At 47.9% G+C, this 15,355-nt stretch carries 9 protein-coding genes; 6 read left to right on the plus strand and 3 right to left on the minus strand.

Annotated elements, in window-relative coordinates:
- On the plus strand, window positions 1–645 hold a 645-nt coding region (locus tag IE065_RS17310), incomplete at its 5' end, for an IS3 family transposase (protein WP_189517450.1).
- Between the two features lie 90 nt (window positions 646–735).
- On the opposite strand, the gene IE065_RS17315 is transcribed toward IE065_RS17310, so the two are convergent.
- Both IE065_RS17315 and IE065_RS17320 read right to left on the minus strand, forming a co-directional pair.
- Window positions 736–975, minus strand: coding sequence for a transposase (locus IE065_RS17315; protein ID WP_308437526.1), 240 nt, complete (start codon window positions 973–975; stop codon window positions 736–738).
- Window positions 976–1,212: a transposase gene (locus IE065_RS17320; RefSeq protein WP_189517460.1), complete on the minus strand. Its 237-nt coding sequence runs from the start codon at window positions 1,210–1,212 to the stop codon at window positions 976–978.
- 282 nt (window positions 1,213–1,494) lie between these two features.
- On the opposite strand from IE065_RS17320, the gene IE065_RS17325 reads away from it, so the two are divergent.
- On the plus strand, window positions 1,495–2,304 hold the full coding sequence (locus IE065_RS17325) for a hypothetical protein (protein WP_189517462.1): 810 nt from the start codon (window positions 1,495–1,497) through the stop codon (window positions 2,302–2,304).
- Here the strand turns inward: IE065_RS17325 and IE065_RS17330 are convergent.
- Window positions 2,267–3,199, minus strand: a complete 933-nt coding sequence (locus IE065_RS17330) for a hypothetical protein (protein WP_189517464.1) — start codon at window positions 3,197–3,199, stop codon at window positions 2,267–2,269. The two genes, IE065_RS17325 and IE065_RS17330, sit on opposite strands and share 38 nt — an antisense overlap.
- Window positions 3,200–3,428: 229 nt before the next feature.
- On the opposite strand from IE065_RS17330, the gene IE065_RS17335 reads away from it, so the two are divergent.
- The 4 genes from IE065_RS17335 to IE065_RS17350 form a co-directional block, all read left to right on the plus strand.
- Entirely contained in the window at window positions 3,429–3,602 is a 174-nt protein-coding gene (locus IE065_RS17335) for a hypothetical protein (protein WP_189517466.1), read from the plus strand.
- Between the two features lie 73 nt (window positions 3,603–3,675).
- Complete coding sequence (locus IE065_RS17340; RefSeq protein WP_194500056.1) at window positions 3,676–9,117, plus strand: PA14 domain-containing protein; 5,442 nt, start codon at window positions 3,676–3,678, stop codon at window positions 9,115–9,117.
- 12 nt (window positions 9,118–9,129) lie between these two features.
- Window positions 9,130–10,029, plus strand: a complete 900-nt coding sequence (locus tag IE065_RS17345; RefSeq protein ID WP_189517470.1) for a hypothetical protein — start codon at window positions 9,130–9,132, stop codon at window positions 10,027–10,029.
- Window positions 10,030–10,034: 5 nt separating this feature from the next.
- Window positions 10,035–15,355: RHS repeat domain-containing protein (locus IE065_RS17350; protein WP_189517472.1), on the plus strand; the 5,321-nt coding region annotated here is incomplete at its 3' end.

Below are 15,355 nucleotides of genomic sequence, written 5' to 3' on the forward strand. Positions count from 1 at the left end.
ACAATGGGCTACAAGAAGATCACAGGGGAGCTGCGTAAGGCGGGGTTTGCTGTTGGCAAGCAGTTTGTGCAGCGGGTGCGCCGTGAGGAAGGCTTGCAAGTGCCAGCACCCAAGCCCAGACAGACCCGCCGCGGTTTGTCGACAGGACTGCCACAGCAGGCTACGCATCGCAATCACGTCTGGGCCTGGGACTTTGTATCGGACTGGACCCAACGCGGTGGCAAGCTGAAGGTCTTCAACCTGATCGATGAACATACGCGCGAGTGCCATGTCATCCATGCCGCTCGTGAGATCAAGGCCGAGGATGTTTTACGTGTGCTTAGGCAGGCCATTGAGCAACACGGTGCTCCCGCCTACATCCGTAGCGATAATGGCTCCGGGTTCATTGCGAAGATTATCCAACGGTGGCTCAAGCAGAACGAGATCGACACCCTCTACATCGACCCTGGTTGCCCCTGGCAGAACGGCTACGTCGAAAGCTTCAACTCCAGATTCAGAGCCGAGTGCCTCAACCGGGAACTCATCTACACGCTCTCGGAGGCACGGTTCATCTTTAAGGAATGGATGAACTTTTATAACAACATCAGACCGCACCGTTCTCTGAGCTTGCTCAGCCCAGCTCAGTTCGCACAATCAATCACATAAGGCTCTGGCTCCGTTCGGGCTACGCCCTCTCTACACCAGAACCTTAAAACAACAACACACATAACTGAAAAGCAAACGGTCAAATTATAGTCATTCAACATGGACCGAAAGGTGGGACCCAAACAGTTCTTCGACCGGTTGCGAGTCGTGCACGGCGGCGTCAGTCACGGTGAAAGTCTCGATAAACTTGCTGGCCGCATCGACCTTCACGTGGTTTTTGTAGCCATAATAACTCTGCCCGCCCTTCTTGGTCCAACGAGCGTCCAAGTCCTTCTGGCACTGGCGTCGCGGCTTTTTGGCGATGTGCTCAGGAACCTCGCCGCGCTTGATCTACGCGTTTTCCTGTCGGCGATTACGCTGCTTGGGAGCCTCAACGAAGCTGGCGTCGATGATCTTGCCGCAACTGGCAATCAGGCCCAGGTCGCGTAACTTTGCGTTGAAGAGTTCGAACACCGCAAGCATGCTGTCCGCGCCAAGGCGTTCCTTGAAAGACCAGATCGTCGCGTGGTCCGGAGCGCCATCACCCGGACGCAACCCGAGGAAACGAAGAAAGCTGAAGCGGTCCATCTACGTGAGACAAAATATCGAACAGATTGCTTTGCCCACTGCCTGTCTTTACGCGCATGCTAAAGAATCATCGATGGTGCCGGGAACCGTCGAGGTTAATCGAAGTGGCCATCAGCTTTGAAGGGAAAATGCTCAAGCGGATGGCATCCATGCCGCATTACGTTTTATCGGTAAAGCATTAGGGGTTGATTGTCCGAGGAAAAGACTCGATCTATTTACTGACTAACATGTGATAGTTGAATGATGCGGCAATCTGTCAGTAAGTGGGATCACAGGTTTTTGATGAAGTTCGCCTTGTATGGCGCTTTGTCTCAGGTTGTTTTATTCCCGATAATGGTGATCATTGTGAATTCTTTTGAAGATACTGATTTTGAGGAAACAGTTGGTGAAGTTGAAGTTGTTGAAGAAACCACTCCCACTTTTGATCCGCTAACCGTTTACAATGATGCAGGAGAACTGGATCCTCAATTGTTGTTTTCAGCCTGCCTAAGAGCGATGAGCCTCTCAGGAGAGATAATGGCAGTGAAATCCATTACGCAGAGAGGGCGGGTTATTACTGGAGATGGAGTTGAACTTAATTACATTCAAATGCAGCGTGGTGGCGGGCAAATTCGCGAGCTTCTTACATCTGGCAATAAACGGTTCCTCCGAGTCAGTGATGGTAACTTGGTTTGGAACATTTCTCGTGGAGCCTATATTCAGAGCCATCCTGATGAAGTCTCATGTCAGGAAAGCGATTGGTGGGTATTACGGGTTAGCAGTGTGTTGCCTCTGTACGGGGATTATGGTAAGCACGATATGAAGGCCGGAGAGCTTTTGGATGGGGATTACTGGCTAGAGTTGAATGGGCCTGGGAAATTGCGCCTGCGAATCATCGTCTCCTCCGAGACTTTTCTAATCAAAGTAGTATCCTCAGCTAGTCTTAAGCATCAGGTAAAGGTGCTGGTGTCTGATTACCGTGAAGTTGGGTGCTACATGTTGCCTTTTAAATATAGCTTTTTTCACCACGATGACCGGTCTTTCCATGAAACAATGTTGGTAGAAAGCTATGAATTTAATCCGGGACTGCTGCCGTCGCTTTTTGAGCCCTAGATCTGCTGGCTTGCTTCAAGGCTTTTAGTCGCGCCAGTTCTAATTGGTTGTCGGAGTAGGAGAGCTGTTGGAAGAACTCAGGCTCCGTGCCCAAGGTGGTGGCAGCTTCCAGCGCAGCTAACTTGACGGCATTGGAGCCATTTCCTTGGGCGAATGCCTCGGCATCGCTACGTGCTTCGAGTACGCCCAGCTTGGCCGCGATATTTAGGGCGGCGATTTGCACTGATTCCTGAGATCTCAGATCGCGTAATCCGCGCAGCACTCGTTCCTGTAGTTGCGTCGAACGGACAACCTCTGGATGGCGACTGAGTAAGTAGCTTTGCCCCTCAATTACAGTCCCTGCGAGCGAACTGGCGCGATTACTAAATAAAACCTGTATGTTGCGATCTAAAATGGCGGACAGACGTGTCGGTAATTTGCCTCTCGCAGATTGTTCGTTTACTAGTAGGAATAATTGGACCAGCGCCTGCTGGCGCAAGGGGAGAGGGATTGTCTCATTTTCAGCATTTTGACTAAGTTGCTCGGCAAACGTCACAGGCTCGTAGTCAGACGCGATCAAAACGCTTCCAGCGCGTTCGCGGAGGTTGAGCGTCTCGAGGCCGTCATCACCGGGAACTTTCTGGAAAAACGTTTCATTTAGGGCAGATTGTTGCTGACTGGTGAGTTGCTTCGAAGGAAGTTGGATCAGGGCTTGAATCCTTTTGTCTAAGGGAATTGAAGGATTGATAGCCTCTTCGATCAGTTGATTGATTTCAGCTTCGCTAAGCTCACCATTCTGCTTTAGTGGGGCCTGGGTTGGCGTTTGAGGATTTTTCAGCTGATATAGTTCAAAGAAGAGATACCCGACTAGCACGATGTTGAGGATCGCAATGAATTTAATGATTTTCGAGCTCATGATGAGGGTAAGAAATCATTAGAACTTTATTGGCGAAAGTCTATAAGGAAAACTTTTTCTGTGATTACATTAGCGGAATCTCATTGCATTACAGGCGCTTACGGATGGGCTGAGATTTAAGTGATAGAAACTTATTGACCATTTTGAAATTTGGACACGTTGTATCAATCGATTTCAATAATTTCCTCCGTGAGGTGATAAATAAGTACACCTAACCGCCATTTCCTTTATGAAAAGCCTTCTTACATTATTCGCTATTTTTCTCATGCCTTCGCTTGCTTTGGCGAATGAAAGCGGTGGCGGGACCCTCATTCAAATGAGTTCGGTAGGCTCGCTGATTGTGATCACCTCGATTGCGATGGTGGTGGCCGAGATGCGCAAAAACAAATCCGACCGCAAGTAAGCGGACCTTATCAACCAGATTGAAAGGTCCGACGATGCAGCGAGCTTGGATGATGAGACTCGCAGGATACATAATGTCCTGTGTGATGGCGATAACGGCGCTAGGGCAGACGATATTGCCCTATGAGACTGACTTTGAGTCTAGTGAGGGCTTCTCGGTCGGGGCGTTTTCGGGTGATTCCGATTGGAGCGTAGAATCTGGAGCGTCGGAAATTTCTGATTTGGATTCGGCGTCTGCTCAGCAATCGCTGCTGTTTCCTGCTGAAGGGGGAAACCACGCTCTTAGCATGAACTTTACTGGTCAGTCGGGTCAGGTTGTTTTCGTCGATTTTTACTTAAAACCACAGGCGGGAGAATTGGTGGATTTGCCGCTGGGACCCTACACAGGATCTTCAGCGCAAACCGGTTTTATTCGCGTAAACGGAGAAGGAGAGGTCATTGCCATGGATGGTGACGGCCTAGGGTATGGCGACTGGGTGACCACCAGCGAGCGTTATGGCTTGGTTGACGATGTGAGCGCTGATTGGCATCGTTTTACTTATCGACTGAATTATTTTACGAAATCTTGGGACTTGTATCTAGACGGTCAAATGGTGCTTGCCGACCTTGGTTTTCTGGATGCCAACTTGCTGGCTTTTACGACCTTCCGTTTGTCATCCGATGGAGCCGCCGATCTCTGGTTCGACTTCTTTTATGCGGGCGAATCCAATCCCCTCTTTGTGGATCAAGATCTAGACGGCATTCCGGACTCCTATGAGATCGCTCAGGGTATGAGCGTCAGTATGGATGACCGATATGGAGACTTGGACCATGATCTGCTGGCTAATTTGGAGGAGTTTTTGTCTGGGACTAGCGCTGGCAATCCAGATACAGATGGAGACGGCGTTGCGGACGGCATGGAAATGATTCAGGGTGGCGATCCAGTCATTGCTGAAGCTTATAGTTTAAGCAATGCCCCTTTTTATGATGGGTTTGAGGCATATGACGTTGGTCCTTTTCAGGAGGCAAATAATTGGAACGCTGGCGAAACGACAACGCTACGAATTAGCGATTCAGACAGCGCTGAAGGCGGGCAGTCGTTAGTACTGGTTTCTCCAGGGCAAAGCGTTAGTCTGAGAAATCCATTCACGACGCAGTCATACAGCACGGTTTGGGTGGATTTTCACCTGAAGGCCTCTTCGTTTGCTGAAGCTCCTGAGGTGTCGGCTGAATCAGCGGTTGCCTACTGCTTTAATAATGATGGTCAATTGATGGTTTATGATGGTGTAGGCAATGGGGGAGGCATCTGGCTGACCCTAGATCGCGATCCGGTGGAATTGGGAGAATGGCAGCGTCTCACCACGCGTATTGACTATCAATCACAGCATTGGAGTTTGTGGCTTAATGGTGTGCTCGTCCGTGAGAATCTCGGCTTTGCCAATTCGTCACCGTTCTTTTCCCAGTTACGTATCGACTCAGCTTCTTCCAGAACATCAGCAGCTCTTGACGCCGTCTCAGTCGCCTATTCGGAACCGCTGGGACTAGATGATGATGGAGATGGGCTTCCCAATGCGTTTGAAGATAGTAATGGCAACGGTTTGGTGGATGCGGGTGAGACGAATCCCAGGCTGGTAGACACCGATGGCGACGGCATTGATGATCTGCAGGTTTATCTCGGTAACTATCAGCCAGCGCAGCAGGAGTATTTTACCAATCTGTTCAGTGGCCAAGCGGCTGGATGGTCGACTGACTTCGAGACGCCGGAGGGTTATGAATTGGGCGTCATTGACGGTCAGCACTACTGGATTGCCTCTCCGGGCGCCCGTGTCGATGAAGGCGGTTTTAGCTCGCCGCAAACTTTGGCGCTTGATGGCGCCGGGCAGCTTGAGGGCCATGACGTTCAGGCTCGTCATTACTTCGATGGAACGGGTATGGATCGGTTTTGGGTATCCTTCCGCGCCAAGTTGGTTCCGGCGCGCCTAGTGGATCCCTCAGAGCTTGACGAATCCAGCTCCGTTTTGTTTGCGCTCAGTGGGAATGAACGTCTGTCGGCTTATGATGTTGCTGCTAGTAAATGGCAAATCAGCGAGATTTTGGTGGATTCATCGCAGTGGCATCGTTACGATGTTTATCTCGACTACACCGCGAAGACTTGGAAAGTCTGTGTGGACGGAGTTCTAGCTTTCGATTCGCTTCCGTTTCTGGATCCCAATCGCGCAACTTTCGAGCGTTTTCGTGCAATTCAGCAGGCCGGTAGTGAAGCGCCCGCTTACATCGACCAGATCGTCATGTCCGCTGAAGAACCATCCGACTTGGATTACGATGGAGACGGCCTAGATAATGCAACCGAAACCGAATTGGGCACGGAAATTCTGACTGCGGATTCGGATGGTGACGGGCTTCCAGATGGATGGGAAGTTGTCTATGGCTTCAACCCACTCTATGCGGGTGATGCTACTAGTAATGCAGATGGTGACATCCTGAGGGCACTGGACGAATATTTGTTGGGAACGGACCCTACTGTGCCTGATTCTGATTTGGACGGTGTTCGTGATGGTGAGGGACAGGTTGGCAAAATACTTCGAGAAGTTTGGAATGAGATCGCCAATCGTGAGGTAGTTCATTTGCTCAATGATTCGCGATATCCACATTCACCCGATGAGCGGCAATGGTTTTCCAGTTTGGTCTTATCTCCCAACTATGGCGACCACTACGGTGACCGTTTTCGTGGGTTCATTACGCCAGCGGAGTCGGGCAGCTACACGTTCTATCTGATGGGCGATGATCACGCCGAACTTTGGCTATCCACATCGGATAGTAAATTTGATCGGCAGTTAATTGCCAATGTTCCTGGTGCTACCGGCTATCTAAAGTGGAATAAGTTTCCTGAGCAGCAGAGTGTGGAAATCCCTTTGGAAGCCGGAGTTGCCTATTATATTGAAATTCTGCATAAGGAAAATGCGGGCAACGACTATGTTGGCGCTGCTTGGCAATTGGCTGATGGTCCAATACAAGTAATTAAGGGGGACTTCCTGACATCATGGATCAGAGATAACAATGATCTCGATGATGATAATCTGCCAGATGATTGGGAAATTGCTAACGGCCTTGATCCGCAGGATAACGGCCAGACTAACGCACTTGAAGGCGCTCGTGGAGATTTTGATCAGGACGGATTGTCTAATTCAGTGGAATGGGGAATGGCGCTGAATCCGACAAGTGCTGATACGGACTCAGATGGTTTGGCTGACTGGGATGAGGTGAATATGTTTGATTTAGACCCGACGACGCCAAATCTGGATGCACCTTTTCTTCCCGTGTCAGACTGGACAATCTCATCGATTGGTGATGTCAGATCTGGGGCCGCCTATTTGGGGACTGACGGCCACTATTTTATACGAGGATCGGGAAGCGGGGCATTGGGCCTTAGCGACGAATTGAACTTTTTTCACAAGTCTTTACGTGGTGATTTCAGTCTCACGATGAGAATTCACCAAATCCATAATGAGGATGGGAATCATGGATTTGTGGGTTTAATGGGGCGTGAATCAACCAATGCGAATGCCCGATATGGGGCCACGCTTGCTCCTGTTGGGACATATTTTTATAATTCCGTGAGATCCACTATAGGTCTTTTGCCTAGCGAGATTCGGCAATACTGGGATAAGAAAACCTATCCCAATGTTTGGATTAAGTTGGTGCGGCATGATCGCATTTTCGAAAGCTACCTATCAAACGATTCCGAGAACTGGTATTTTGTTGGAGCACAAGTTGCGGTTATGAGTGAGGACCTAGAAGTCGGGCTGACTCTGTTTTCTGAGAGCAATGCTTCTATCTATGCAGAAGTTGAGCTGACGGAACTGATTATCGATCAGGATCAGGATGGCTTGTATGATGATGATGAACTGCAATTGTACGGTACGCTGATTGATAATCCAGACAGCGATGGTGATGGAGTATCGGATTACGACGAAATTTTCCACACCTTGACGAATCCTTTAGTTGCTGAGTTTACGGGCGAGTTTAACTCGATAGCCAATGTTCAAGGGGCGGAATTGACTCCTGCTCGAGGTGATTGGCTAGTTCAAGGCAGCAGTTTAATTTCTGAAGGCCTAAATGGAGATCTTGCGTATCTCATTACTTTGGATGAGGACGGTTTTTATCGGCTTAAGCTGGAAGGCAAAAACTTAGCTTCAACGCCTTGGACATGGGCGTTTGATCTCGAAGTTCTCGTAGATGGACTGTCAGTTGGCCGTGGATTGATGACTCGTGAGCTTAATTCTGTAGGCGAGATTTATTTTTACCTGCCGTATCTGAAGGCTGGTGAGCATGTGGTGACAGTGAGTTGGCATAATGCAAAGACAGGGGTGGCTCTTGAGTTCATGAGTCTCCAAGTTGATCAACCTCTAGGTATTGATGGTGATGCCAATGGTGTTGCTGATTGGGAGCAAACTCGCTCTTATACTTTATCATCATTCGATGATGATCTGATTACGACATATGTCTCTCCGGTATGTTTGGAGGGCCAAAGTCGCTATCCAACTTGGGTTAGCATCAGCACTGATCTCATGTCCGAGCCAATAATCGCTCAGCAGGGGCTTGCTGGTCGTTGGTTTCAAGACGTTGAACTTGATCCAGGAGCGATAACGACAATTTCGGTTTCTGATGCTGGCGCAGCCAAAACATACCAAAAAGATGTGGAATGGTTGCCGCTTAACCTTCTTGTGGCTGAGGATATGACAATACGGCAAAGTGATTCTATGCTGCTGTCCGCATTCCTTAATAATAGTACTGGGAATCATCCGGTTACTATTGATGTGGTTATGGGCAGTGAAACGGTCGCCCATTACGACATTACTTCTTCCGAGCTAGCCATGCATGTTTTTGATGTCCCTGGCGATTATTCGATCACAGTTCAATACCAGCACGGAAACGGAAATGGGAATGGAAATAATGGTAATGGCAATGAAATCACCTCAAATGAGATTCAGGTCAATGTTCTGGCTACTGATCTTGGCCTTCGCGTCGTTGGTTATCTGAATCGAACTCGAGCTTGGAATCCATCCGTTAGCAATGATCAGATTGTCTTCGAATCGGATGACTCTATTAGGTTGCAAGAGGACGAAACGAACGATCTGCATTTTTTGATTACTCCATTAGTTATCGGACATGCGCGTATACTCGCACGTATCAATGAAGATGGACCTGTGTTGGATGTGGTATCCGTTGAAACCGTAGATGTTGCACTGTTTCCGAATACGTCCTACCGCGTTGCGGAGATTTTTGATGATGGAAGCCAACTGATTGAGTATGGATTTGTTCTGGATCCATTACCTGAGGATATCGTGATGGTGATGGAAATTCAAGTAGGTGGGGCGTTGTTCATCGATGGTTCAACTACGATGGTTCTTACTGCCGATGACTTTGACGAATATGGACAGGTTAAGGTTCTGTTTCTTGTGCCGTCAGGCTCGAATCCTGCGACCTGTCATACATTCGAGTTGTTCCAGAATGGAGTGTCGCTTGGGCATTATTAGAGGAGTATTCGCATGACTGGCTCACATTACATATGCTTTTGGAAAAGGTTAACAGTAACGGTGTTAGCACTTGCTTGCAGTAGTTTGACAGCAGTGCCTCATGCATCAGAGTCGATTATTATGCCGCCTGAATATCCAGTGCGAAAGGATTTTTATACGGTTGATATAATTGTTAGTGATTCGAGTCGCTTAACGTATGGAGAAAGATATAGGCTAGCTGCGTTGCTGCCGGATTCGCTTAGTTGTGGAGACGTTGAGCGACTATTGCTTTTTGTGGAGAAGACCGATTCATTGTCCTTAATTGGGGCACCTCAATTAATAGCCTTGAAGAATGAAGCTCTTAACGCCTTAGGGTCACAGGAGCATCTTCCTGAGCAATTAGCACCAACCTTGGCCAGCATTTACCGTAATTCTTCGCAAAACTCATTGCTGCGAGATTACGCAATTCAGCACATGATAGCTAATTATGATCGGGTAAATCCTGAAGGAAAGATGATGATTAGCGAACTTCTCTTAAATGCTACTAACAAGCCGGAAGGAACTATTGGAGGAACCGCTATTCTTGGCCTCATGCGATTGTCTCAGCGTTATCCTGCGGTCTTTTCTGAGGCTGAAATTGTGAAATGCTCACGGATAATGACGATTAATTCCGAAACACCGCTGGCAAGCCGGATAACGGCCATACAAGTATATGGTTCATTGCGCCCAGAAGAATTTGCTGGGTGGCTTGGGCAAGAATTCGACATCTTGCCCAGTGACCTTCTTCGGGTTTCTTCTTTAGGCGTTTTAGGGCTCCATGGCAGCAAATCTGCCAGAAGTATTGTGCAAAAAGCAACGGGTTCTCCGACTGATTTTATCGCTTCAGCGGCGGCGACTGCGCAGAACAGACTTTCGAAAAGAGGACAATGGTAAAACACATGATTGGCTTTTTATATTCCGGGCGTACGCGCCAATTTTCAGTGCTGATGGTGGCAGTTGCAATTGCCTCGTTTTTTGGTGTCCGTGTTGATGGCTCCAATAACAATCAACCGCCATTTTCCTTTTCGATTACGGCATCACCACCTCAGGAGATGATCGGTTCAAAATACCGGAAGATTGCATTGAATGGCGCACCACTTTCGGATGAGAAACCGCAGAATGAAGGAGAGACAGATTATGTGCGCGAGGAGACGTATGTTGATGCGTTGTCTCTGTCGCTTAATCATAGCGTGACCGATATCTATGTTCCTATTCCCGGAAGTGACTTGGCGCTTTCGGTGCGGCGTAATTACACTGGAGACGTTTGGCGCGATCCGGAGGCCTCAATGCTGACGCCTTATACTCAGCCTGATCGTCCTTTTGGTCCAGGCTGGAGCAGCAACCTTGCGGCAAATGTCAAAATAGAGCTAACTTCGACTGTCTCACAGAGTTCGTATTATTTCGAACGCTATGTCTATGTAACGGACGAAAACGGCGCTGCTCATCGTTTTGTTCAAGGGTTGCCGATTGACACCGATTGGAATCCTACCGGAAATCAGTTTTGGACAACAAAAATTGCGTTGAGTATGGTGTATCAAAACAGCCCTGTTTTTACGCCTTTTCCAAATGACACAAGCGACATTGATACATTGCAGAGCACACTTGAAATGCTTCCGGATGAATCGCTGAAGTTTACGAAAAAATTTGGGACAGTATTAATTTATGAATTGTCAAGCTACTCCCATATCGCGCCTGATCTTGATCCTGATTTGTACAGTTTTGATCATGGAGTAAGGTATAATTACAGTCCTAATGATTGTACGGTGTCGTCGGTTACACGGCAAAGCATCCAGTACTACCGCTTAAAGTCTGTGACGGATCGCTATGGAAATGCGCTGAACTATTACTACGATGTTAGTAATGCCACTTTGATTCCCAATGAAATTCGGCGGGATAATTCGATCACTAATCGAATACAGATTGAGATCGATGACTCTGGTGAACAACCGCGAATCGAATGGGTCAAGGACCCAATGGACAATACAATAAATTACACTTATGGCTCAGTGCTTTACGATTATGATGAAGACGGGGTTGCTGATGCAAGTATCGCCCCGAATGATTCATTCACTGCGCTTACGAAGGTTACAAAGCCTGAAGGGGTAGAGGCGGAATACAGTTATGATGTGTTTCGTGAAGAGAATGTCCCACAAGTTTCACCGGCCTCAATGCAGGCGTTTCGACAGTTCCTGCTGACGTGGCGTCCTGTTCTTGGTATGGGATGCCAACCATTTGAAAACCATGCCTACCACTTTACGTTGAGGAAAATTACTGACGGTAATGACAAGGAGTATGGTTTCACCTACCAATTCAACAGTTCGCTTTGGGCATTCGAACATTCAGCATCTAGTGACAGCTTTTTTGAAGGCTATTACCAAACGATTGGACACCCTACGCAGGTTGCCAGCATCACTTTGCCGGAAACTGCGAATACAGTTCTGTTCTCACAGACTGGAGAGATCAAATGGCGGTACCAAATCACTCAAACGTTTACCGGTTGGGACTTACCGAATGTTGATGAATCGACTCCGAGAGTAACAACGGTTACTGATGCTAGAGAGAATGAGCGGATTTATCGCTTCCAGAATCCAGCGATATATCCAGTGCTTGAGTCCAATATTGATATCCATGATTTGAACACCATTCAGGCCCCCCCCACTTTGTTTGTTTATGACACCATGGAGATTGAGTATCCTGATACCAAAACAGAGACTGTTGTATATGATCCGAATCTTTCGCTGGCTCCGGTTTCTGTAACAGACTATAGTGGCAATACTACGACTTTTGACTACACCGATCAATTATCAGCTGGCTTCGGTGTTCCCTCGAGGGATGCGAATGGAGACGCGGTTAATTTAGCGACATTTAATCCAGAACCAACATCGCAAACAAATGCGAAGGAAGAGGTGCGCGAATATTCATATGGGGCCTACTTCATCATGACTGAGATGATCGATGAAGAAGGACGCAAGGTCAGCACGCCGGTTGATGGGCTTGGAAGGCGCACTAAGGAGGAAATTTACAATGCAGATGATTCCCTTATTCAGCGCACAATTTTTACGTATGATACCACATACAGAGGCGTCGTCGTGTCTGAAACAGTTGAATCCCTAAATGCCTATGCACCAACAAAGACGACGACTTATGGATTGTATGGATCTAGCGATTCTGATGGCCCTCCTGGTTATGTTAAATCCATAACAATTGATGGTGATACCACTTTCTTTAAATACGATTTGAATGGAAATCGAATTGAAGTAAAAAATCCGCGTACATACGTTACTACTTATGTATATGATGACCTGAATCGTTTGACTGACATTATATACCCTACTGGTTTTGGTTCAGAGAGTTACGAATATGACTTCCGCAGTAATCGAACCAAATTCACGGACGCCAATGGCCATGTCACGCACTATGAGTATGATGGCCTTAATCGATTGGTTAAGGAAACTCGGGATGTTAGCACCGGAAATCTGATAACCGAATTCGGCTATAATGCGCTCAATGCGCGAACTTCAGTTACTGACCCAGAAACTAATGTTACTGAGTTTGGGTATGATGCCCTGAACCGGTTGATATCGAAGACTGATCCCGATATTACTGTTTTCGATCCAGTTGCTAATTCCTCCAGCGTTGTAACGCCGGTAACGAGCTACTTCTATGACGGGGACAACCCAGGGGCTTCCTTGTTTGATACTGACTCATTCAAGCCGACCAGCACGATTGATCCTCGTGGATATGAAACGACAATTACCTACGATAAACTATATCGCCCAACGCTTGAATCGGTTGAATATAAGGATGACGTATACGCAGTTACTCAGAAGTTTTATGATAAAGTCGGCAATGTAACAAAAATAATTGATCCATTACTGAAGGAAACGTCTTACCAATATGACGGATTGGATCGTGTGACTAAGACGACATTTCAGAATGGCGATTATACTTCCACATCATATTCAACAGGCGTGCCCTATTATGTTAGAGATGAGGAGGGCAATGAAGTCTACACACAGTATGACGCGGCAGGCCGTCCGGTTAAAGTTATTCAGCCTGGCAACGTCGAAACTGAGTACGAATATGATGCGAATGGCAATGTCGCCGTAATGACAAATCCTAATGATAAGGACTGGGATTATACCTTCGATGCAATGGATCGCCAGACTCATGAATACCAGCCGATTGATAGTTATATCGCTGAAAATGGATCGATTGCGAGTGGCAGGCCGACTACAATTACTGGTTACGATAACATCGGAAACATCACCTCGGTTACGGATCCACGAGGATATGTCAATATAACTTACTATGATGAGGTAAATCGGCCAATCAAAATAGTTAGCCCTGTGGTTGACACTACGAGCCATGGGTCGGTTTCTCCGACTACGTTCATTAGCTATGATAAAAATGGCAACTTGTTCACGCAAAGTTCCGGTTATGGGGATACGCTTATTCGCACGGATGTCACCAATTCCTGGGATGAAATGAACCGCCTTGAGTCGACGACGGACGGGGCTGCCATTGTTGTCGAATATGGTTATGATAAAGTGGGTAACCGCACTATGGTCGAAGATGGCGAGGACCAACGGACACGTTTCGTATATGATGGTCTTAACCGCAATACAACGACCTACCACCCGGATGGCTCATCAAAATCAATGGATTATAATGCCATTAACCTGACCCTCCGCACGGATGAAATGGGCCGCACGACGGAGTACGATTATGATGATCGACATCGGCTTTCTACGGTTACCTACAGCAACGGCGGTGGTTCCCGATCTTACTCCTACGACAAAGTAGGCAACATTCTGACTGTAACTGAAAGCAATGCCCTCGCAAATGTTGCCTATGTCTACGATGACCTCTATCGGATTACAAGTGAGACTTCTGCTGGCATTAACCACGTGTATGGTTACGATGACGCGGGCAACCGTGTTTTGGCTAAGTATGGCGACGGCCAGAGTGGTGTGCAGAAGCGGCTTCGCAGCACATACAATGCATCGAACCTGACTCTCACCATCTATGAGGATGATAATAATAATGAGACATGGGACAGTGGTGAGCGCATCTCAGAATACGGCTATGACTTGGCGGGAAATATACGCGAAAAACTGCAGGCAAATGAGGATCTGATTAAGAAGACATACGATACGCTTAATCGGACAGATGCGATTACTGGACCAGTAGGATCTGACACGCCAACGGCATTACCGCTTTATCAGTACGAACAGGAATACGACTTGTTCGGCAATCTGGCGAAAATTACCGAGACCTATCCAAGTGTTGATTCCAAGCTTGAGGATCGGGTAATCACCAACACTTATGACGGCGCGAATCGCTTAAAAGTTGAGGCCATTGTGTCCGGCACTGAGACGGTTACGACAACCTATGGTTACGATGACGCCAACAACCGCGTTGGAAAGGAGGTTGAGCTGGATGACGGTTCGGCTGTAACGACAGTGGAGGATTCAACAAATACCGTCAACAATCTCAACCAGATAACCGCATATTCGGATTCCATTTCTGCAAAGTTGGTAAATTACACTTATGACGATGCAGGTAATCGAGCAACCCGGGTGGAAAGCGGGGTAACCACCAATTATGTTTACGATCATGAAAACCGCTTGATCGGCCTTGGCGATGGGACAGATACCTACGCTTACGCCTACGACTACCGGACTAGACGTGTGTTGAGGGACGAGTCCAGCGCCGGCGGTGAGGCGGTCTACGTAGTGTTTAGTGGCGGAACCAGCATACAGGAATGGCAGGAAGACGGAGCTGCATCAGGATTCACGCCTGCCTCGGATGATCTCATCGTCGACTATGTCCGCGGTTCTGACTACGGCGGCGGCATTGGCGGCATTTTGTACACAATTCGCGACTTGGATTCAGGCGGTGTGCTTAATGACGCAAGCTTCAACCACTACAATAGCCGAGGGGACGTGGTGGCCAAGATGGATGATGCCGGGGCAATCATCTATCAGGCGGCTTACGAAGCCTTCAGCCGTCATGGCGATACTCCATCCTCGCAGGAGTGGGGAACCAATCCCGACCGTCAACAAGGCAACACCAAGGACGAAGACCCCACTGGCCTGCTTAACGAGGGCTTCCGCTACCGCGACCTCGAAACCGGCACTTTCATCACCCGCGACCCCCTCGGCTTTGTCGACGGACCGAATTTATATACTTACGTCGTGCAGAATCCTTGGACCAA

The sequence above is a fragment of the Cerasicoccus arenae genome, assembly GCF_014651635.1.
GTDB lineage: Bacteria > Verrucomicrobiota > Verrucomicrobiia > Opitutales > Cerasicoccaceae > Cerasicoccus > Cerasicoccus arenae.

Excerpts from the sequence above, each read along its gene's own strand:
- IE065_RS17320 (WP_189517460.1), bottom strand. The coding sequence starts at position 1,212 with ATGGACCGCTTCAGCTTTCTTCGTTTCCTCGGGTTGCGTCCGGGTGAT.
- IE065_RS17325 (WP_189517462.1), top strand. The coding sequence starts at position 1,495 with ATGAAGTTCGCCTTGTATGGCGCTTTGTCTCAGGTTGTTTTATTCCCG.
- IE065_RS17330 (WP_189517464.1), bottom strand. The coding sequence starts at position 3,199 with ATGAGCTCGAAAATCATTAAATTCATTGCGATCCTCAACATCGTGCTA.
- IE065_RS17335 (WP_189517466.1), top strand. The coding sequence starts at position 3,429 with ATGAAAAGCCTTCTTACATTATTCGCTATTTTTCTCATGCCTTCGCTT.
- IE065_RS17340 (WP_194500056.1), top strand. The coding sequence starts at position 3,676 with ATGTCCTGTGTGATGGCGATAACGGCGCTAGGGCAGACGATATTGCCC.
- IE065_RS17345 (WP_189517470.1), top strand. The coding sequence starts at position 9,130 with ATGACTGGCTCACATTACATATGCTTTTGGAAAAGGTTAACAGTAACG.